The following is an 18,832-nucleotide window of genomic DNA, read 5'->3' as shown; positions in this document are numbered from 1 at the left end:
AGGTTCTACGGGCGTTGCAGGACCAGGGTCGCCCAGGCGTCGCGGTGGATGCGGCTGACCACCTTGAAGCCGCGCGACAGGTAGGCGGCCTTGACCATCCGCTCCTGGGTGCGCAGCAGGCCCGAAAGGATGACCGTGCCGCCGGGGACGAGCGCGCGCTTGATGTCCTGGGCCAGGCTAATCAGCGGGCGGGCCAGGATGTTGGCGAAGACCAGGTCGTAGGGGGCGTTTTGCGCCACCAGCTTGTTGGACAGGCCCGAGGCGTGGACGAAGCGGGCGTTGGCCATGTTGACCTTGGCGTTCTCCTTGGAGATCCGCACGCTGGGCTTGTCGATGTCGGTGCCGACGGCCAGCTTGCTGCCCGTGCGGGCGGCGGCGATGGCCAGCAGGCCCGTGCCGGCGCCGACGTCGAGCACCTTGTTGAACTTCCTGGCCTTGATCAGGCGGTCATAGGCCTGGAGGCAGCCGACGGTGGTGCCGTGGTGGCCGGTGCCGAAGGCCGCGCCGGCCTCGATGCGCAGGTTGACCGTGCTGGCCGGCAGGCGACCGCGATCGTGCATGCCGTAGACGAAGAAGCGGCCGGCGCGCACGGGCGGCAGGCCCGACAGCGCCATGGCCAGCCAGTCGGCGTCGGCCAGGGCCTCGCGCTCGACCTTCAGCGGATAGCCGCCCAGCAGCTCCAGCAGGGCCGCGTCCTCGTCCTCGGTGGTCGGGAAGGCGTCGATGCGCCAGATGCCCTTGTCCTCGTCCTCTTCCAGGATCGAGTAGGTGGCGCCTTCCAGGCCGGGCATGTTGTCGATGGCGTCGGCGGCGGCTTCGGCGTCTGCGCGCGCGCCGCGGGCGACGATCTGCTGGTGGGTGTAGTCGGTCATGCCGCTCCAATAGTCGGACGCGCGGCCAAAGGCGAGACCGTCCGGCGTCCGAAAGCGGGGGCGGGGCTCCAAATTTCGGGCGCGGGGTCGGGCGGCGCCAGTCGCCAGGTCAGCGGCGGCTCCTCGCGCGGGCGCCGTTGGCGGGCCGGCAGTGCGTTTCGAGCAGCGCCGAGGGCGGGTCCCAGCAGGCGCGTGGCGGCCGCGCAGGCCAGGGCCCAGGCGATGCCGTTGCGCTCCAGAATGAAGCTTTCCGAGAAGGTGGTGATCAGGAAGATGACCAGGAACAGGGTCGCCCAGTAGCCGTCGCGCACCTTGTCGAACCGGAACAGGGCGACCAGCAGCGGCAGGCCCAGCACCAGGGCCGACAGCCCCACGCCGATCCAGCCCAGCTGGGCCAGCACGTCCAGCCAGCCGTTGTGGGCGGTAGGCACGTTCCAGCCGGTCTCCTTGCGGATGAACAGGGCCGGCACGGAGTCGTCGCGCCAGAACACCGCATAGCCGTAGCCGGTCAGCGGGGCCTTGGCCGACTGGCGCATCAGGGCGTCCCAGATCTCGGTGCGGCCGGTGAGGGTAGGGTCCTTGCCGAGCGCCTTGAACAGCAGTTCGGGGGCCAGCCACATGACGATGGCCGCGCCGCCGATCACCGTGACGCCCAGCCAGACCATGGTGGTCGCCGTGGCCGGTCCGCGCCGCATCATGCCCAGCAGGCCCGAACCGACCAGGCCGATCAGCAGGACCATCAGCGAGGTCTTGGACCTGCTCATCACGATCATGAAGGCGCACAGCACGATGGCCCCGATGAACAGCTTACGGTGCTTCGTGCCGGCCAGGATGGCGGCCATGGCGCCCAGGGCGCCGTAGACCATCATCGCGCCCATCTGGTTCTTCTCGAACCACAGGCCGCGCCAGTCGCCGGCGTTGATGTCGTGCTGCACGCCCATCTTCGGATAGGCGATCGCGGCCAGCAGGCCGCCGGCGCCGAGCACCAGGAAGGTGGTCGCCAGGATCTCGGCCATGCGGCGGCCGTCGAAGCTGGCGGCGAAGTAGAAGCCGAACAGGGTGGTGAAGGCCGCGGCCAGGGCGCGACGGTTGGTGGTGCCCGGGTCGAACGACCACGAGGCCGAGGCGAACACCCAGAATACCAAGAGGCTCAGCAGGCTGGCGGGCAGCCAGAACTTCATCAGCCGGGGCGCGCGCCACAGCACCAGGGCCAGGATCAGCGCATAGACCGGCAGCCACATCAGGCGAAGGATCGGCATGTCCTCGCCGCCGGCCTGTTCCGGATCGAGAAACGGCCCGATCAGGGCGTTGGACAGCATGAACAGCACGAAGCCGCAGGCCCAGGCCTCCAGCGTGCGCAAGAGCCCGCCTTCCTCCTCGATCCTGTCTGGCGCCGCAGCGTCCATGCGCGTTCCCGTGTGGCGCGAAACGGCACAGTTACCGGTCGCATTGGCGGGAGGCTGCAAGGGGGAGGCCGGAAATCAGGGAACCTCCCCTCTGGGCGAGGCGATCGCGTCAGCGATCGGTGGGGAGTTTTGAGAAAATCGGCCGATGCCGCGGAAGCTGATAACGGCCCCCCTCCGGCCCTTTGGGCCACCTCCCCCAGAGGGGGAGGATCGCTAGTACCGCAGCGCCACTTCGGTCGGGACGGGGGCTTGAGCCGGCGGGCCGGCGACCAGCTCCTCGGGCAGGCGGGTGTCGAGGATGTCGCCGCTGGTCGAGGCGAAGCTGCGGGGCGGGGCGTCGGCGGGTTCGGTGGGCACGGCCGGCTGGTCGTCCAGCGCCACGGTCGTCGCGCCCGAGGCCGAGACGATGTCGGCGTCCGCGGGATCGGGCTCATAGCTGGCGGGCTCGATCAGGCCCATCTGCGCCATGTCCGCCGAGGTCAGGACGACCGGCGTCTCGTCGACCGGCGGGTGCAGGAAATCCTGACCGATGACGTAGTCGGGGACATTGCCGGCGGGCCAGACCATGGGGGCGGCCTCGGCGTACTGGCTGCCCTGGACTTCGGCGTAGGGCTGGGGCTCGCGCTCCTGCGGGCCGATCTGCATGGCGACGCCGGCGATCGCGCCGAGGGTCAGGGCGACGGGGAGGCCGACGATGGCGGCCCGGGTCTTCAAGAGGTCGAGCGGCTTCATGTGCAGATAGCGTTCGAGCCGGAGATTCGTTCTAGGCTGGGGGCAGATTCCGGGCGGAAGGGCGCGAGCGATCATGAGCAAGACCAGGGGCGGCGGCCTGCTGCGGATCCGCGAGGGCGGCCACGCGCGGGTGACCTATATCGAGCTGTTCTTCGACCTGGTGTTCGTGTTCGCGATCACCCAGCTGTCGCATGGGCTGATCGGCCACCCCAGCCTGCTGGGCGTGGTCGAGACGGGCCTGCTGTTGATGGCCGTCTGGTGGGCCTGGATCTACACCGCCTGGGTCACCAACTGGCTGGATCCCGAGCGGCCGCCCGTCCAGATCATGCTGTTCCTGGTCATGGCCGCCGGCATGGTGATGACCATGTCGATCCCCACGGCCTTCGAGGGCCGGGGGCTGCTGTTCGCCCTGGCCTATGTGGGCATCCAGGTGGGGCGCAGCCTGTTCACCGCGTGGAGCGTGCGCCAAGACAGCGGACTGAAGCTCAACTTCCTGCGCATCACCGCCTGGCTCGTGGTGTCTGGCGTGCTGTGGATCAGCGGCGGCCTGCTGCACAACGAGGCGCGCCTGGCCTGCTGGGCGGCGGCGATCGCCATCGAATACGCCTCGCCGGCCGCCGGCTTCTGGACGCCGGGCCTTGGCCGCAGCAGGACCGCCGACTGGACGGTGGAGGGGGCGCACCTGGCCGAGCGCTGCGCCCTGTTCACGATCATCGCCCTGGGCGAGTCGATCCTGGTGATGGGCGCGACCGCGGCCGGCATGGCCTGGACGCCGGTGGTGGCGGCCTCGTTCGCCTCGGCCTTCGTGGCCAGCATCGCCATGTGGTGGATCTACTTCTCGTTCACGGCTGAGGCGGCCAGCGAGGCGATCAGCCATTCGGACGATCCGGGCCGGGTGGCGCGCATCGCCTACACCTACAGCCACCTCCTGCCGGTGGCGGGGATCATCGTGGCCGCCGTCGGCGACGAGTGGGTGATCCACCATCCGGTGGGCCACGCCGATCCGAAGATCTCGGCCGCCCTGATCGGCGGGCCGCTGCTGTTCCTGCTAGGCGGGGTGCTGTTCAAGCGGGCGGTGTTCCGCATCTGGTCGCCGTCGCGCGGCGCTGGCATGGCGGCGCTGCTGCTGCTGATCCCCGTTTCGCCTCTGGTCTCGCCCCTGGTGCTGTCGCTGCTGACCACGGGCGTGCTGGTGCTGGTCGGGGCCTGGGAGAGCCTGGCGATACGGTGGCGCGGGCATCAGCTGCGCGGCTGACATGACGCCGCAACGGCGCCGCAAGACTCGTCTATAGGGTCGCGCCATAGGCGCCGCCTTCCTCCCCGCGCGGCCGCAACCGGGACTTCCAGTGATCAAAGAGCGTTTCCCCGACACCAGGGCCCTGATCTTCGACTGCGACGGCACCCTGGTCGACAGCCTGGGCCTCTATGCCGTCGCATGGCCGGCCGGCTTGCGGTCCACGGGCCATGCGATGGAGGCGTCCTGGTACCTGGAGCGCGGCGGCTTTTCCGGCGACATGCTGATGGACGCCTTCGAGCAGGAGGTCGGCCAGACGCTGGACCGGGCGCAGGTGATGAAGGCGGTATGGGCGACCTACAGCGCCGGGATCGACAGCCTGACCGAGATCACGGCCGTCACCGCCATCGCCCGCGCCTTCCACGGCCGCCTGCCCATGGCGGTGGCCTCCAGCGGTCCGTCCGACTTCGTGCGGCTGAGCCTGAAGTCGCGGGGTCTGGACGTCCTGTTCGACGCCATCGTCACGGTCGAGGACGTGGCGGCGGCCAAGCCGGCCCCCGACCTCTTCCTGGAAGCCGCTCGCCGGCTGGGCGTGGCGCCGGGCGACTGCCTGGTGTTCGAGGACAGCATCCAGGGCCTGCAGGCGGCCGCGGCGGCCGGCTGCAAGGCGATCGACGTGCGCGAGCTGATGGAGGAGGCGGTTTAGGGGGCGTGCGACACCCCGCGTTGGGGCGAAAACCTCGTCCTTCGACAAGCTCAGGATGAGGTTTTTCTAGATCCGAGGCTTTCAATGGTCCTCTTCCTGAGCCTGTCGAAGGACGAGGACCGCGCGGGCGGTTGAGGGGCGTCTACCGCCCGTACGCCGCCTCTGTCGCGCGGATCAGGCCGTCGATGACGCCGGGTTCGGTCGAGGCGTGGCCGGCGTCCCAGACGATCTCGAAATGGGCCGAGGGCCAGGCGCGGTGCAGGGCCCAGGCGCTGGCCAGGGGCGTGACGACGTCGAAGCGCCCCTGGACGATCCAGGCAGGGATGTGCCGGATCGTCTCGATGTTGTTGAGGATCCAGCCGTCTTCGGGAAAGAAACCGCGATTGACGAAGAAGTGGCTCTCGATCCGCGCGAAGGCGATGGCGAAGTCTTCCTCGTTGAACTTCGGCGGCCGGGCCTCGGGGCCGCGCAGTGAAATGGTGTCGCCCTCCCACTGGCTCCAGGCGTTGGCGGCCTCGGCCTGGACGCGACGGTCGGGGTGGACGAGGCGCTTGTGGTAGGCGGCCATCAGGTCGCCGCGCTCTTCGGGCGGGATCGGGGCCAGGAACCGTTCCCAGGCGTCGGGGAACAGCATCGAGGCCCCGTCCTGATAGAACCAGGCCAGTTCCTTGTCGGTCAGCAGGAAGACGCCGCGCAGCACCAGGCCCTCGACCCGGTCGGGGTGCTTGATGGCGTAGGCGAGGGCGAGGGTCGAGCCCCAGGAGCCGCCGAACACGGTCCACTTCTCGATCCCCAGGTGCTCGCGCAGCCGCTCGATGTCGGCGATCAGGCTCCAGGTGGTGTTGTCGTCGAGACTGGCGTTGGGCCGCGAGCGGCCGCAGCCGCGCTGGTCGAACAGGGTCATGCGCCAACGCGACGGATCGAAGAACCGCCGCATGGTCGGGTTGATCGCCCCGCCGGGGCCGCCGTGCAGGATCACCGCCGGCTTGCCGCGCGGCGCGCCGCATTCCTCGTAATAGATCTCGTGGGCGCTTCCGGTGGGCAGCCAGCCGAAGGAGAACGGCTCGACCTCGCGATAGAGGCCGCGACGGCCGATGGAGGACATGGCTGCGAGTGAAGCGTGACGGTCCATGGCGCGAGCCTAGGCGTTTTGCTTGTCCGTGTGAACGGCGCTTTGTTCGTCGGCGGAAGGCCGTGAGCAAGCTTGACCGACGGCAACCTGGGCGATAACGCGCTGAAGGGCTAGAATTCGGGGGCGAGCGGCATGCGGCGGCGGGAACTGATGGCGGGCGGACTGGTCGCGGGGCTGGCGGCGCCGAGCCTTGTGCTGGCCAAGCCCAAGCACGCGGTCGCCGGCGACGTCGCTCCGGAGTTCTCGATCTCCACGGTCAATAGCGGCGTCCATCGCCTGGCCGACATGCGCGGGGACGTCGTGGTCATCAACTACTGGGCGTCGTGGTGCGCGCCGTGCCGGGCCGAGATGCTGGCCCTGGACCAGTTCATGCGCGAGAAGGCCGGCAAGGGCTTGCGGATCTACGCCGTCAACATCGAGAGTTCGCCGCCGGAGAAGGCCATGCGCGACCTTTCGGGCGCGCTGTCGTTCCCGGTCGGACGGCGCCTGGCGGGCAAGGGCTACGGCAAGATCGACAACGCCGTGCCGACCAATTTCGTCATCGACCGCAAAGGCGTGGTGCGCCACGCCAAGGCCGGCGCCTTCTCGTACGACAGCTTCGCGCGCCTCCTGAACCCGCTGCTGGCCAAGGCCCGTCCCGTCGAGGTCGCCTAGAGGCCACGATTCCCGTTATGGTGCGTGCGCATGAGCACCACGCCCGAAGACCTGACCGACGACGACCTCTTGAACCTGCTGACCGACGATCAGCTGGCCGAGCTCGACAACTCCATCGCCGAGATGTTCGGCGCCGAGGGTCTGGACCGCGCCGAGGCCCTGCTGGTGCTGGCCCGGGTCTATTCGATGCGGGCGGCCGAGCGCGACGAGGCCTCGGCCCTGGCCCTGCTGCAACTGGCCGCCGCCATGCGCAGGCGCGCTGAACGGCTGATGCAGCGGCCGCAGTAGTGAAAACCCTCTCTCTTTGAGAGAGTGAGGGGCCCGCGCCGCAGGCGTGGGAGGGTGAGAGGTAACAGACTCGCGGCAGGAAGCGCGGCGTTCGAGCAACGGCGCTTCGCGGGTGGTCGCCCTTTTCCGATTTACTTGCAGACGGTGAAACCCCTCACCCTCCCACCGCTTCGCGGCGGGCCCCTCCCTCTCCCTATGGAAGAGGGGACGAAGAGCCGCTCACCCCATCCGCAGCGTGCCCGCGTCGATCGCCTGGCTGATCCTCACCTGGCCCTTTTCGTCGCGGATCTCGACCGTGACCTTGGGCGCGGACGGCGACCAGTCGATGGTGATCAGGCCGAAGTTGCGTTCGCGCAGCACGGCCGAGGCGCGCAGGGCGTTGGGCGGGGTGACCGGCCACACCTCGGTCAGGCCCGACGAAGTGACGTCCCACATCGGATAGGGGACGTTGAGGTCGAGCCTTGAGACCTCGGCGTAATGGGTGTCGCCGCTGACGAAGAACAGGCGCTCGGCGCGCTGGCGGCGGATGGCCTCGAACAGGCGTTGGTGGTCGCGGGCGTAGTTGATCCAGCTTTCCCAGCCGGCGAAGTCGGCCAGCACCTGAAGGCTGGAGCCGAAGATCCGCAGGTCGGCAGGCTGGGCCAGCTGGGCCTCCAGCCACGCCCACTGCGGCTCGCCGATCATGGTGGCGTCCTGGTCGGCGATGCGGTCGTAGGGGCCGGGCGTCTCCTTGCCTTGCAGGCCGCGAGCCACGGCCCAGGCCTTGTAGCCGCCCTTGAAGGTCTTTTCGGCCAGCGGCGTGCGGTTCCAGCGCAGGTCGGGCAGCAGAATCTGCACGCGCCGGCCCTCGGGACCGAAGACATAGGCCGCATGGACGCCGTCGCGCGTGCGGCGGGGGGAGTTTTCCGGCTCGCCCCAGAAGTCGCAGAACTGGCGGCGGCTCTCGGCCTTCATCGGATAGTCGCCGCCGGCGTCGTTCTCGCCGAAGTCGTGGTCGTCCCAGATGGCCACGACGGGGATCTCGTCGCGCAGGCGCCTGAAGTGCGGCTTGGCGGCCAGCATGGCGTACTTGGCGGCCATCACCTTGGGATCGCGGGTGTCGGCGTAGATGTTGTCGCCCAGGAACATGAAGAGGTCGGGCTTGGTGGCGAAGATCGCCTCCCAGATCGGCTGGTCCTTGTCCTGCTTGGCGCAGGAGCCGAAGGCGATGCGGGTCAGCGGCTTGTCGAGGGCCGGGTGGGGCGCGTCCACGCCAAGGACCTTGGGGGTCTGGGCGGCGGCCGGCGCGACGGCCAGGGCGGCGGCCGACAGGCCGAGCGCCGAGCGGCGGGAGAGGTCGGTCACGGGCGTGAACCTCCACGAAAAAGCCCTTCCCCTCGATGGGGGAAGGGTTGGGATGGGGGTGTCCTGCGGAAGGAGAGGGTGAAGCAGCGCTTGTTGTCCAGCGCCGCGTCACCCCCAACCCCGGCCCTTGCCCCATCGAGGGGGAAGGGAGGAGGCTTGATCAGAACGCCTTCTTGATGGTCACGAAGCCCTGGCGCGGCGGGGCCGGCAGCAGGGTCATGGTTGTGCCGGCGGTGTCGCGGTTGACGAAGCCGCCCGAGCCGACGGTCGAGATGTAGTCCTCGTCGGTCAGGTTGGTGATATTGGCCTGGATCTCCAGGCCCTTGCTCCAGCCCTCGCCGTCGAAGCGGTAGCCGAAGGTCAGGTCGGCCACGGTGTAGCCGTCGACCTCGCCGCCGACGTTCTCGTAGGTGTAGTAGCGCTCGCCGGTGTAGCTGACGCCGAGGCGGGCGAAGAAGCCGCCCTGCTCGAACTTCACCTCGCCCTTGAACAGGTTCTTGGGCGTGTTGACGACCGTCTTGCCGGCGGTGCGGGCGGCGATGGTGCCGTCGCCGTTCATGACGTCGTCTTCGTATTCGGAGTTGTTGTAGGTGTACGAGCCGTAGACCGACCAGGCGTCGGTGAGGCGGAACTCGCCGGCCAGCTCAACGCCTTGGGTTTTCACCGAGCCGACGTTCGACAGCACGGCGGGCAGGCCCAGGATCGGCGAAGCGGTCGAGGCGCTGAGCAGGCGGTTCTCGAAGGTCACGTCATACAGCGCCGCAACGCCCTGGAAGCGGCCGTTGCGATAGCGCACGCCGCCTTCCCAGGTCTTGGAGCTTTCCGGCTCCAGGGTCTTGGCGACGTAGTTGACCACCGTCTGGCTCTGCGAGGCGAACGGACCGGCGGTGGCGGCCGAGACATAGGCGGCCATGTTCTCGGTGTAGCCGCCGAAGACTTCCAGGCCGCCGTCGAAGGCGTAGACCGCGCCGACCTGCGGCAGAAAGGTTTCCTCACTCTTGATCGTGCCGGCCAGCGGGTTGCCGACCACGGTCTCGACGCTGTTCTCGACCTTCAGGGCCTTGAAGCCGAAATTGACCTTGAAGGCGTCGGTGATCGCCCAGCTGTCCTCGATGTAGCCGGTCAGGGTCTGCGTCTTGAACCGGTACTGCCACTGGGTGGCGAAGGGGTTCTGCTGGAAGTCCAGCGGATCGCGCGACGGACGGGAGATCGTCTCGGCGTAGAAGCGGCGGGCCTGGTTGAAGTGGTTGGTCTCGGTCCAGAAGCCGCCGCTCAGCTTGTGGGCGCCCAGGTCGACCGACAGGCTGGCGGTCAGGCCGCCGCGGTCGATGTCGTACTCGGTGGTCCGGATCGACAGCGGGGCGGCGTCGGAGCCGGCCGTCCCGAAGCCGGGGCTGGCGAGGTAGGGCGTGTACCACAGGCCCTGGCCCTTGTTCTTGTGCTGGTAGGCGGTGGCCTTGAAGTCGACGCGGTCGCCGAAGGGCAGGGCCAGGGTCGCGCCGTAGAGGTCGTCGTCACGCACGCCGGCGCCGGCGTAGTAGGCGTCGTCGACCGTGGCGAACGGGGCGGGCAGGGCCGTGCCGGTCTGATAGGCGCGGGCCGCGGCGACGGCCAGGTTCCAGTTGGGGATCAGGTTGTCCCAGTCGCGGCCGAGACGCTTGATCATCTCGAACGACATGTCCTGGTAGTCCTGCTCGCGGCGTTCCGAGCGGGTGTAGAAGCCGGTCAGCGAGCCCTCGCCCAGCGGCAGGACGGCCTTGGCGTCGTACTGGCGCTGCTTCTGCTCGCTGCCGCCCTTCCACTTGTCGGTCTTCTGGTCGGCGACCGAGACGAAGGCGCGCAGGCCGCCCAGCTGTTCCAGGGCGCCCGTTTCGAAACGGGCGAACACGCGGTGCATGTTCTGCGAGCCGCCGGTCAGGTTGACCTGGCCGCCCATCATTTCCGACGGATCGCGCGAATAGAATTGCAGCGTGCCGCCGAGGTTGGACGTCGAGGCGGTGCCCAGCGAGCCGGCACCCTGGGCCAGTTCGACCTTGCCGATGTTCTCGCTGGCGATGGCCCGGCTGATGTGCAGGCCGTTGTGGTTGCCGTAGCTCATGTCGCCCAGCGGCACGCCGTCGCGGGTGAAGCCCAGCTGGTTCTGGTTGAAGCCGCGGATCGACAGGCTGGTCGACCATTCGTAGGCGCCGAACGGGTCGGCCGACTGGAACGAGACGCCCGGCAGCTTGTCGATGGCCTTCAGCGGGCTCGTGCCGGCGGCCTGGGTGGCGATGCTTTCCTCGTTGAGGACCTGGACCTGGCGGCTCTGGCCCTGGCCGATGACGACGACGGCCTCGACTTCGGCGGCGGCGTCGGGCGCGGGTTCCGGCGCGGGGTTTTCGGCGGCCATGACGGGCGCGGCGAACAGGAGGGCGCCGAGGGCGGCGCTGAGCAGGAGGGCGGACTTCATTGGACTATCCCTTAGTGCGCCGAGGGCGGGGAGGCCGCCGGGCGCGTCTGGGGCTGTTCGCCTAACGTGGATCGGCGACGTGGCTGCGACGGTTATTTGTCGCCTCGCCGACAGTCCGGCGACGAACCTGTGAAGGGGCCGAGATTGCGCAAACCCGCCCCAGCCGCTATTTGAGCGGCCGATCCCCGAACCCGACCCGAGAGACGAAAAGCCCCTCATGGCGCAGCAATACATTTTCCAGATGCAGGGCCTGACCAAGGCCTATCCCGGCGGCAAGAAGGTCTTCGAGAACATCTGGCTGTCGTTCTATTCCGACGCCAAGATCGGCGTCGTCGGCGTCAACGGCTCGGGTAAGTCGACCCTGCTGAAGGTGATGGCCGGCCTGGACAAGGAATTCTCGGGCGAGGCCAAGGCCGCCGACGGCGTCAAGCGCGGCTATCTCCCGCAGGAGCCGCAGTTGGACCCGACCCTGGACGTCTGGGGCAACGTCATCGCCGACTGCGAGGACAAGAAGGTCTTCGACAAGTACAACGAACTCGCGGCCCAGCTCGGTGAGGAATACACCGACGAGCTGATGGAGGAGATGACCAAGCTCCAGGAGATCATCGACGCCAAGGATCTGTGGGATATCGATTCCAAGATCGAGATGGCGATCGACGCCCTGCGCTGCCCGCCCAACGACGCCAACATCGAAAGCCTGTCGGGCGGTGAAAAGCGCCGCATCGCGCTGGCCCGCCTGCTGCTCAGCAAGCCCGACATGCTGCTGCTCGACGAACCGACCAACCACCTGGACGCCGAGTCGGTGGCCTGGCTGCAGCACCACCTGGAAGAGTTCCCGGGCTGCGTGATCCTTGTCACCCACGACCGCTACTTCCTGGATCAGGTCACCAAGTGGACCCTGGAACTGGATCGCGGCAAGGGCGTCCCCTACGAGGGCAACTACTCGGGCTGGCTCGAGCAGAAGCAGAAGCGCGTCGTCCAGGAGCAGTCGGAATCGGAAGCCCGCCAGCGCGCGCTCACCCGCGAACTGGAATGGGTGCGCAGCTCGCCCAAGGCCCGTCAGTCCAAGTCGAAGGCCCGCCTGGCCTCGTACGAGGAAATGGTCGCCGCGCAGGAAAACGCCCGCGCCGCCCAGACCCAGGCCCACATCCAGATCCCGCCCGGCCCGCGCCTGGGCAACCTGGTGCTCGAGGTCAACGGCCTGGAGAAGGAGTACGGCGACAAGGTGCTGTTCAAGGACCTGTCGTTCCGCCTGCCGCCGAACGGCATCGTCGGCGTCATCGGCCCCAACGGCGCCGGCAAGTCGACCCTGTTCAAGCTGATCACCGGCCGCGAGACCCCCGACCAGGGCACCGTCAAGGTCGGCGAGACCGTGAAGCTGGCCTATGTCGACCAGTCGCGCGACGCCCTCGACCCGAACAAGACGGTCTGGGAAGAAGTCAGCGGCGGCACCGACGTGATGGTCGTCGGCAAGCGCGAGATCAACAGCCGCGCCTATGTCGGCAGCTTCAACTTCAAGGGCGGCGACCAGCAGAAGAAGGTCGGCCTGCTGTCGGGCGGTGAGCGCAACCGCGTCCACCTGGCCAAGACCCTGGCCACCGGCGGCAACCTGATCCTGCTCGACGAACCGACCAACGACCTGGACATCGAAACCCTGCAGGCCCTGGAAGAGGCGCTCGAAGAGTTCGCCGGCTGCGCCGTGGTCATCAGCCACGATCGCTGGTTCCTGGACCGTCTGGCGACGCACATCCTGGCCTTCGAGGGCGACAGCCACGTCGAATGGTTCGAAGGCAACTTCGAAATGTACGAGGAAGACAAGAAGCGCCGCCTGGGCGCCGACAGCCTGATCCCCAAGCGGATCAAGTTCCAGAAGTTCGCCCGCTAAGCGGAGTTCTTCGGTCGAAGACGAAAAGAAAGGGGCGGCTCCATCGGGGCCGCCCCTTTTGCTTGTGCGCCTACTTGGGTTCCTTCGGCGGCATGACGGGATCCGAGCCGGGCAGGTTCGAGCCCGGGTTCGGGGCCATCATGTCGTCGGGCGGGGTGTTGGTCGGCGGCGTGACCGGCATCGAGGGCGGTGCGTCGGTGGTGGGCGGGTTCACCGCGGTGCTGGCGGCCGCGTCGCCCGACATCGAGCCGTTCGTGGCGGCGGGCGGCAGGGTCGCCGAGGTGTCGGCCGACGTGCCGACCATGGCCTCGCCGGCCCACCAGTCCTTGGTCGCGCGCTGCTTGGCCGAGGCCTTGGAGTAGGCTTCGAGCTGGCCGTAGGGGATCGGCTGCTTGGGGCTGGCCACGGCGGCCGAGGCCTTGATCTTCGGGTTGGCGACGGCCGCGCCGCAGACGGCCCCGGAGGCGACCAGGGCGAGCGTCGCGCCCGCCAGGAGGGTTTTCGTGAACATGGGAGCTCTCCCTAAAGCGCCGTTCTCGGCGCCAGTCGATAAAACCCCTTCGCGGTCAAGGCGTTCACAGCTTCGCTGCGAACGGAACCGTCGCCGCCCATGACGGGTTGAGAACGGCGCTTCAGATGTTCGTGCGTCGCGTGTTGAGTGCTGGCGCGCGGGCGTCAGAGGAGTAGCCTGTCCCCAGCAAGAACGATCGTCCCGCGGATCGGCGGCGGAGGCATTCCGCCGCGCGCCGGGACCGGAGAAGCCGTATGTCGCAGACCCCCGTCGTGAAGCCCCACATCGTCCTGTCCCACGAGATGCTGCTGCCGATGCAGCCGCTGCTCGAGGGCGCATACGAGGTGCATCGCCTGTGGGACTATCCCGATCGCCTGGCCTTCCTGGAGGGGCCGGGCAAGCAGGTGCAGGCCATCGTCCATGCCGGCGAGATGGTGCTGCCGCGCGACTTGCTGGCGGAAATGCCGCGCCTTGGCCTGATCGCCTGCGTCAGCGCCGGCTATGACGGCGTCGACGTGCCCTGGTGCCGGGCCCACGGCCTGGCGGTGACGCATTCGGTGGGGCTGAACGCCGGCGACGTGGCCGACCACGCCCTGGGCCTGCTGCTGAGCGCGTGGCGCGGCATCGCCGAGGGCGATCGCCGGGTGCGCGCCGGGCGCTGGACCTCGATGGATCGTATGGGGGCTCGCCACGGCCTGCGCGGCCGCAAGGCCGGGATCATCGGCCTTGGCCACATCGGCGAAGCCGTCGCCCGCCGTCTCGAAGCCTTCGACGTGAAAGTCGCCTGGTGGGGGCCGCGCCCCAAGGAGACCAACTGGCCGCGCGCCGAAAGCCTGCTGGCCCTGGCGCGCGACAGCGACATCCTGGTGGTCTGCGCGCGTCCCGACGCCAGCAACCGCCACCTGGTCAACGCCGGGGTGATCGACGCCCTGGGGTCGCACGGCCTGCTGGTCAATGTCTCGCGCGGGTCGCTGGTCGACGAGGAGGCCCTGGTCGCCGCGCTGAAGGACGGTCGCCTGGGCATGGCCGCCCTGGACGTGTTCGAGCAGGAGCCCACCCCGCCGGCGCGCTGGGTCGACGTGCCCCATACCGTGCTGACCCCGCACATGGCCGGCGCGACGCTGGACAGCATCCCGGCCATGGTCAACCTGACCCTGGAGAACCTGCGCCGCTACTTCCACGGCGAACCGCTGGCCAGCCCCGTGGCGGCCTGACGCTCGGTTCTCGGGGAGAGGGAAGGGGATCGCATGGCCAAGGTGCTGGGTCTGGGCGGCGTGTTCTTCAAGGCGGAGGACCCCAAGGGGCTGGCCGCCTGGTACGCGCGGGTGCTGGGGATGAAGGTCGAGGACTGGGGCGGGGCGATGTTCCCGCACCCGAAGGTCGGCATGACCAACTGGTCGCCGTTCCCGGCCGACACCCGTTATTTCGAGCCTTCGACCGCGCCGTTCATGATCAATCTGATCGTCGATGATCTGGACGGCGTGCTGGCCAGGGCCGCGGCCGAGGGCGTCGAGCCGACGGGGCGTCAGGACGAGGAGTACGGCCGCTTCGCCTGGCTGGTGGATCCCGCCGGTTTCAAGGTCGAGCTGTGGCAGCCGGCCGCCGAAGGCTGAGGATTGGAAGATTTATCCCCGATCCCATCACCAGGGTCGCATCGAGGGGCTTTTTGATCTCTGGGCGGCGGGGTATGGAGCGGCCCACCGTCACAGAATTCGCTTGCCAAATCGGACATAAAGATATCTTTATATCCCTATGGCGCTAGCGAGCGAACAGGTTGTCGACGTACTGCGCGCGGCGGGCGAAAGCACCCGTCTGCGCATCCTCGCGCTGCTGGCTGTCGAGGAGCTTTCGGTGCTCGAGCTGTGCCGGATCCTCGACCAGAGCCAGCCGCGTGTTTCCCGCCATCTGAAGCTTCTGGCCGAGGCCGGGCTGGTCGAACGCTTTCCCGATGGGGCCTGGGTGTTCTATCGCCTGGCCGGAACCTCGGGCGGCGGGGCGGTGGTCGCCGCTGCCCTGGCGTTGATCGGCGCCGACGACGAGGTGGTGCAGGGCGATGCGAGCCAACTGGCGGCCGTGCGGGCCGAGCGCTCGGCCGGGGCCCAGGCCTATTTCGCGCGCAACGCCGCGCGCTGGAACGAGATCCGCTCGCTCTATGTCGACGAGAAGGAGGTCGAGACGGCCATCCTGCGCGCGACCGGCGAGGGCCCCTTCGACGAGATGGTCGACCTGGGCGCGGGCGCGGGCCGGATGCTGACGCTTCTTGGCGGACGGGCGGTCAACGCCCTGGGCCTGGACCTGTCGCAGCAGATGCTGAACATCGCCCGCGACGAGGTGGCCAAGGCCGGACTGACGGCCTGCGAGCTGCGCCACGGCGACATCTTCGACACCGGCCTGCCGGGCGGCTGCGCCGACCTCGTCACCGTGCACCAGGTGCTGCATTATCTGGGCGACCCCGCCGCGGCCGTGGCCGAGGCCGCGCGCCTGGTGGGCAAGGGCGGCCTGCTGCTGATCGCCGACTTCGCCCCCCACGACCACGAGTTCCTGCGCGAGGCCCACCAGCATCGCCGCCTGGGCTTCGCCGACGACGAAATCCTGCCGTGGATCGAGGCCGCGGGCTTGGTCCCCGAAACCAACATCGCCCTGCCGCCGACCACGGCCGAGGGCCTGACCGTCAAGATCTGGACCGCCCGGCGCCCCGGCGCGGCCCTCGCCGAAAGGACCGCCGCATGACCCTGCCGCCCACCCGCCGCGTGATCGGGCCGGTGGCCCGCGCCGGCGAGCGTCCCGTCGGCGCCGCCCGGCCGCGCGTGTCGTTCGAGTTCTTCCCGCCCAAGACCGAGAAGATGGAAGCCAGCCTGTGGGAGGCGATCACCCGCCTGGCCCCTCTGGATCCGGCCTTCGTCTCGGTGACCTACGGCGCCGGCGGTTCGACCCGCGAGCGCACGCACCGCACCGTCAAGCGGATCCTCGACGAGACCAGCCTGAAGCCGGCCGCCCACCTGACCTGCGTCGGCGCCAGCCGCGCCGAGGTCGATGAGGTGATCCACGACTACTGGAACATCGGCGTGCGCCACATCGTGTCGCTGCGTGGCGACCCGCCTCCGGGCGAGGGCGGCATCGGCGGCGTCTACGTGCCGCGCGAGGACGGCTACAAGAACGCCACCGAACTGACGGCTGCGCTGCGCGGGATCGCGCCATTCGAGGTGCTGGTCGGGGTATATCCCGAAAGGCACCCCGAAAGCCCGTCGCTGGACCATGACATCGACGTGCTGAAGGCCAAGGTCGACGCTGGCGCGACCCTGGGCATCAGCCAGTTCTTCTTCGACATCGACGCCTTCCTGCGCTTCGTCGACAAGGCGCGCGCCGCCGGGATCACCATCCCGATCGTGCCGGGCGTCATGCCGGTGACCAACTTCAAGGGCCTCAAGACGATGTCGGCCGCGTGCCAGACCTCGGTGCCGTCGTGGCTGGCCAACCTGTTCGAGGGGTTGGACGAGGATCCGGAGACCCGCCGCCTGATCGCCTGCTCGGTGGCCGCCGAGATGTGCGCCAAGCTGCAGGAGCAGGGCTTCAACGACTTCCACTTCTACACGCTGAACCGCGCCGACCTCGTCTACGCCATCTGCCGGGTGTTGGGCGTGCGCGAGACCGCGCCGGCCCACGAGGCCGCCGCATGAAGGCCCTCGTCCTCGCCCTGGCGCTGGGCCTGGCCTCGACCAGCGTCGTCGCCCAGGCCGACGACAACGCCAACTGGACGCGGCCGACCAAGCCGTACCGGGTGGCGGGCAACATCTACTACGTCGGCTCCGAGGGGCTGTCGGCCTGGCTGATCACGACCTCGGAAGGCCATGTCCTGCTGGACGGCGGTCCGTCGGCGGAAGGCGGCAAGCTGATCGAGCGCAGCATCCAGTCGCTGGGCTTCAAGCTGTCGGACGTGAAGGTGCTGATCAACACCCACGCCCATTACGACCACGCCGGGGGCCTGGCCCAGCTGAAGGCCGACACCGGCGCCAAGGTCTGGGCCTCGCGCGCCGACAAGCCGGCCCTGGAGAAGGGCCAGCACTTCGGCGACAACGCCAACGGTCTGACGCCCTTTCCCGCCGTGAAGGTCGACAAGACCTTCGGCGACGAGCAGAAGCTGAAGATGGGCGGCGCGACCCTGGTCGCCCACCTGACGCCCGGCCACACCATCGGCTGCACCAGCTGGACCACCCAGGTGGTCGAGAGGGGGCGGCTGCTGAACGTGACCTTCCCGTGCTCGCTGTCGGTGGCCGGCAACGTGCTGGTCGGCAACAAGACCCACAAGTCGATCGTCGCCGACTATCGGGCCAGCTTCGCGGCGCTGCGGGCCATCCCGACCGACGTCATGCTGCCCAGCCACGAGGAGCAGGGCGACCTGTTGGCCAAGCGCCAGAAGCAGCTGCGCGGCGACGCCGACGCCTTCATCGACCCCACCGAGCTGACCCGTTTCGTCGACGGCTACGAGACCCGGTTCAACCAGGAACTGGCGCGTCAGCAGGGAGCCGCCAAATGACCGACCTTTCCATTCGCGCCAACCGCGTGGCCGCCCTCAAGGCCGCCGCCAAGGAACGCATCCTCATTCTCGACGGCTCCTGGGGCGTGATGTTCCAGAAGAAGAAGCTGACCGAGGCCGACTATCGCGCCGAGCGCTTCGCCGATTTCGACGGCCAGATGAAGGGCAACAACGACATCCTGTGCCTGACGCGGCCGGATCTCGTGGCCGAGCTTCACGACGCCTATTTCGCTGCCGGCGCCGACATCTCCGAGACCAACACCTTCTCGGGCACCACCATCGCCCAGGCCGACTATCGCCTGGGCGAACAGGACGTCTGGGACATCAACCTGGAAGGCGCGAGGATCGGCCGCCAGGTCGCCGACCGCTGGAACGCGCAGAACCCCGACCGCCCGAAGTTCATCGCCGGCTCGATCGGTCCGCTGAACGTCATGCTGTCGATGTCGTCGGACGTGAACGATCCGGGCGCGCGCAAGGTCACCTTCGACCAGGTCTACCAGGCCTATCGCCAGCAGGTGGACGCGCTGTACCAGGGCGGGGTCGACCTCTTCCTGATCGAGACCATCACCGACACCCTCAACTGCAAGGCCGCCATCAAGGCGATCCTCGACTGGCGCGACGAGGGCCACGAGGAACTGCCGATCTGGATCAGCGGCACGATCACCGACCGTTCGGGCCGCACCCTGTCGGGCCAGACGGCCGAGGCGTTCTGGAACTCGATCAAGCACTGCAAGCCCTTCGCCGTCGGGTTCAACTGCGCCCTGGGCGCTGATCTGATGCGCCCGCACATCGCCGAGATGGCCCGCATCGCCGACACGCTCGTCGCGGCCTATCCCAACGCCGGCCTGCCCAACGCCATGGGCGAGTATGACGAGGAGCCGCACGAGACCGGCCACGCCCTGCACGAATGGGCCAAGGATGGCCTCGTGAACATCCTGGGCGGCTGCTGCGGCACCACCCCCGACCACATCCGCCACGTGGCGGACGAGGTGCGCGGCGTTCAACCTCGCGCTATTCCTGAACGCCCGAAGGCCATGCGCCTGGCGGGCCTGGAACCTTTCGAACTGGCCTGATCGAGTACGAGA

At 68.6% G+C, this 18,832-nt stretch carries 18 protein-coding genes; 11 read left to right on the top strand and 7 right to left on the bottom strand.

Annotated elements, in window-relative coordinates:
- Positions 1-5: 5 nt before the first annotated feature.
- From SGCZBJ_RS03255 to SGCZBJ_RS03245, 3 genes are all read right to left on the bottom strand, one after another.
- Entirely contained in the window at positions 6-872 is an 867-nt protein-coding gene (locus SGCZBJ_RS03255) for a 50S ribosomal protein L11 methyltransferase (protein WP_101716591.1), read from the bottom strand.
- A complete protein-coding gene (locus tag SGCZBJ_RS03250; RefSeq protein WP_101716590.1) occupies positions 869-2,278 on the bottom strand; it encodes an O-antigen ligase family protein in 1,410 nt (469 codons plus the stop codon). The genes SGCZBJ_RS03255 and SGCZBJ_RS03250 overlap by 4 nt, the downstream gene beginning before the upstream one ends.
- A 213-nt stretch (positions 2,279-2,491) precedes the next feature.
- Positions 2,492-3,010 (bottom strand): hypothetical protein, encoded by a 519-nt coding sequence (locus SGCZBJ_RS03245; RefSeq protein ID WP_101716589.1) that lies wholly within the window; start codon positions 3,008-3,010, stop codon positions 2,492-2,494.
- Between the two features lie 73 nt (positions 3,011-3,083).
- On the opposite strand from SGCZBJ_RS03245, the gene SGCZBJ_RS03240 reads away from it, so the two are divergent.
- A complete protein-coding gene (locus SGCZBJ_RS03240) occupies positions 3,084-4,265 on the top strand; it encodes a low temperature requirement protein A (RefSeq protein WP_101716588.1) in 1,182 nt (393 codons plus the stop codon).
- Between the two features lie 91 nt (positions 4,266-4,356).
- Positions 4,357-4,950, top strand: a complete 594-nt coding sequence (locus SGCZBJ_RS03235; RefSeq protein ID WP_205685309.1) for an HAD family hydrolase — start codon at positions 4,357-4,359, stop codon at positions 4,948-4,950.
- Between the two features lie 142 nt (positions 4,951-5,092).
- On the opposite strand, the gene pip is transcribed toward SGCZBJ_RS03235, so the two are convergent.
- A complete protein-coding gene (gene pip, locus SGCZBJ_RS03230; protein WP_101716587.1) occupies positions 5,093-6,082 on the bottom strand; it encodes a prolyl aminopeptidase in 990 nt (329 codons plus the stop codon).
- Positions 6,083-6,214: 132 nt separating this feature from the next.
- On the opposite strand from pip, the gene SGCZBJ_RS03225 reads away from it, so the two are divergent.
- Entirely contained in the window at positions 6,215-6,736 is a 522-nt protein-coding gene (locus SGCZBJ_RS03225; protein WP_101716586.1) for a TlpA family protein disulfide reductase, read from the top strand.
- A gap of 30 nt (positions 6,737-6,766) precedes the next feature.
- On the top strand, positions 6,767-7,024 hold the full coding sequence (locus SGCZBJ_RS03220) for a low temperature requirement protein A (RefSeq protein ID WP_101716585.1): 258 nt from the start codon (positions 6,767-6,769) through the stop codon (positions 7,022-7,024).
- A 219-nt stretch (positions 7,025-7,243) separates the two neighbouring features.
- Here SGCZBJ_RS03220 and SGCZBJ_RS03215 read toward each other — a convergent pair whose 3' ends face one another.
- Both SGCZBJ_RS03215 and SGCZBJ_RS03210 read right to left on the bottom strand, forming a co-directional pair.
- A complete protein-coding gene (locus tag SGCZBJ_RS03215) occupies positions 7,244-8,368 on the bottom strand; it encodes an alkaline phosphatase D family protein (protein ID WP_101716584.1) in 1,125 nt (374 codons plus the stop codon).
- A gap of 160 nt (positions 8,369-8,528) precedes the next feature.
- Positions 8,529-10,817, bottom strand: coding sequence for a TonB-dependent receptor (locus SGCZBJ_RS03210; RefSeq protein WP_101716583.1), 2,289 nt, complete (start codon positions 10,815-10,817; stop codon positions 8,529-8,531).
- Positions 10,818-11,034: 217 nt separating this feature from the next.
- Between SGCZBJ_RS03210 and ettA the strand changes: the two genes are divergently transcribed.
- A complete protein-coding gene (gene ettA / locus SGCZBJ_RS03205; RefSeq protein ID WP_101716582.1) occupies positions 11,035-12,702 on the top strand; it encodes an energy-dependent translational throttle protein EttA in 1,668 nt (555 codons plus the stop codon).
- 70 nt (positions 12,703-12,772) lie between these two features.
- Here ettA and SGCZBJ_RS03200 read toward each other — a convergent pair whose 3' ends face one another.
- Positions 12,773-13,213: a hypothetical protein gene (locus SGCZBJ_RS03200; RefSeq protein WP_101716581.1), complete on the bottom strand. Its 441-nt coding sequence runs from the start codon at positions 13,211-13,213 to the stop codon at positions 12,773-12,775.
- A 254-nt stretch (positions 13,214-13,467) separates the two neighbouring features.
- Between SGCZBJ_RS03200 and SGCZBJ_RS03195 the strand changes: the two genes are divergently transcribed.
- The 6 genes from SGCZBJ_RS03195 to SGCZBJ_RS03170 all read left to right on the top strand — a co-directional run bounded on the left by SGCZBJ_RS03195 (position 13,468) and on the right by SGCZBJ_RS03170 (position 18,820).
- Positions 13,468-14,427 (top strand): 2-hydroxyacid dehydrogenase, encoded by a 960-nt coding sequence (locus tag SGCZBJ_RS03195; protein WP_101716580.1) that lies wholly within the window; start codon positions 13,468-13,470, stop codon positions 14,425-14,427.
- A gap of 33 nt (positions 14,428-14,460) precedes the next feature.
- Positions 14,461-14,826 carry a VOC family protein gene (locus tag SGCZBJ_RS03190; RefSeq protein WP_101716579.1) on the top strand — a complete coding sequence of 122 codons (366 nt, stop codon included), beginning with the start codon at positions 14,461-14,463 and terminating at the stop codon, positions 14,824-14,826.
- Positions 14,827-14,965: 139 nt separating this feature from the next.
- A complete protein-coding gene (locus tag SGCZBJ_RS03185; RefSeq protein WP_101716578.1) occupies positions 14,966-15,943 on the top strand; it encodes an ArsR/SmtB family transcription factor in 978 nt (325 codons plus the stop codon).
- Positions 15,940-16,890, top strand: a complete 951-nt coding sequence (metF, locus tag SGCZBJ_RS03180; protein WP_101716577.1) for a methylenetetrahydrofolate reductase [NAD(P)H] — start codon at positions 15,940-15,942, stop codon at positions 16,888-16,890. Before SGCZBJ_RS03185 ends, metF begins: the two co-directional genes overlap by 4 nt.
- Positions 16,887-17,747 (top strand): CAU/MBL1b family subclass B3 metallo-beta-lactamase, encoded by an 861-nt coding sequence (gene blaCAU, locus SGCZBJ_RS03175; protein WP_101716576.1) that lies wholly within the window; start codon positions 16,887-16,889, stop codon positions 17,745-17,747. Before metF ends, blaCAU begins: the two co-directional genes overlap by 4 nt.
- Positions 17,744-18,820, top strand: a complete 1,077-nt coding sequence (locus tag SGCZBJ_RS03170; RefSeq protein ID WP_101716575.1) for a homocysteine S-methyltransferase family protein — start codon at positions 17,744-17,746, stop codon at positions 18,818-18,820. Before blaCAU ends, SGCZBJ_RS03170 begins: the two co-directional genes overlap by 4 nt.
- Positions 18,821-18,832: the final 12 nt, after the last annotated feature.

Origin of the sequence: Caulobacter zeae (genome assembly GCF_002858925.1) — a bacterium.
In the GTDB taxonomy this organism is placed as follows: Bacteria; Pseudomonadota; Alphaproteobacteria; order Caulobacterales; family Caulobacteraceae; genus Caulobacter; species Caulobacter zeae.
This window is presented reverse-complemented; position numbering and strand designations above follow the sequence as displayed.

Bases quoted from the DNA above. Each gene is read 5' to 3' on its own strand.
- SGCZBJ_RS03210 (WP_101716583.1), bottom strand. From the start codon at position 10,817: ATGAAGTCCGCCCTCCTGCTCAGCGCCGCCCTCGGCGCCCTCCTGTTC.
- blaCAU (WP_101716576.1), top strand. From the start codon at position 16,887: ATGAAGGCCCTCGTCCTCGCCCTGGCGCTGGGCCTGGCCTCGACCAGC.
- metF (WP_101716577.1), top strand. From the start codon at position 15,940: ATGACCCTGCCGCCCACCCGCCGCGTGATCGGGCCGGTGGCCCGCGCC.
- SGCZBJ_RS03245 (WP_101716589.1), bottom strand. From the start codon at position 3,010: ATGAAGCCGCTCGACCTCTTGAAGACCCGGGCCGCCATCGTCGGCCTC.
- SGCZBJ_RS03195 (WP_101716580.1), top strand. From the start codon at position 13,468: ATGTCGCAGACCCCCGTCGTGAAGCCCCACATCGTCCTGTCCCACGAG.
- pip (WP_101716587.1), bottom strand. From the start codon at position 6,082: ATGGACCGTCACGCTTCACTCGCAGCCATGTCCTCCATCGGCCGTCGC.
- SGCZBJ_RS03170 (WP_101716575.1), top strand. From the start codon at position 17,744: ATGACCGACCTTTCCATTCGCGCCAACCGCGTGGCCGCCCTCAAGGCC.
- SGCZBJ_RS03220 (WP_101716585.1), top strand. From the start codon at position 6,767: ATGAGCACCACGCCCGAAGACCTGACCGACGACGACCTCTTGAACCTG.
- SGCZBJ_RS03190 (WP_101716579.1), top strand. From the start codon at position 14,461: ATGGCCAAGGTGCTGGGTCTGGGCGGCGTGTTCTTCAAGGCGGAGGAC.
- SGCZBJ_RS03185 (WP_101716578.1), top strand. From the start codon at position 14,966: ATGGCGCTAGCGAGCGAACAGGTTGTCGACGTACTGCGCGCGGCGGGC.
- SGCZBJ_RS03250 (WP_101716590.1), bottom strand. From the start codon at position 2,278: ATGGACGCTGCGGCGCCAGACAGGATCGAGGAGGAAGGCGGGCTCTTG.
- SGCZBJ_RS03200 (WP_101716581.1), bottom strand. From the start codon at position 13,213: ATGTTCACGAAAACCCTCCTGGCGGGCGCGACGCTCGCCCTGGTCGCC.
- ettA (WP_101716582.1), top strand. From the start codon at position 11,035: ATGGCGCAGCAATACATTTTCCAGATGCAGGGCCTGACCAAGGCCTAT.
- SGCZBJ_RS03255 (WP_101716591.1), bottom strand. From the start codon at position 872: ATGACCGACTACACCCACCAGCAGATCGTCGCCCGCGGCGCGCGCGCA.
- SGCZBJ_RS03225 (WP_101716586.1), top strand. From the start codon at position 6,215: ATGCGGCGGCGGGAACTGATGGCGGGCGGACTGGTCGCGGGGCTGGCG.
- SGCZBJ_RS03240 (WP_101716588.1), top strand. From the start codon at position 3,084: ATGAGCAAGACCAGGGGCGGCGGCCTGCTGCGGATCCGCGAGGGCGGC.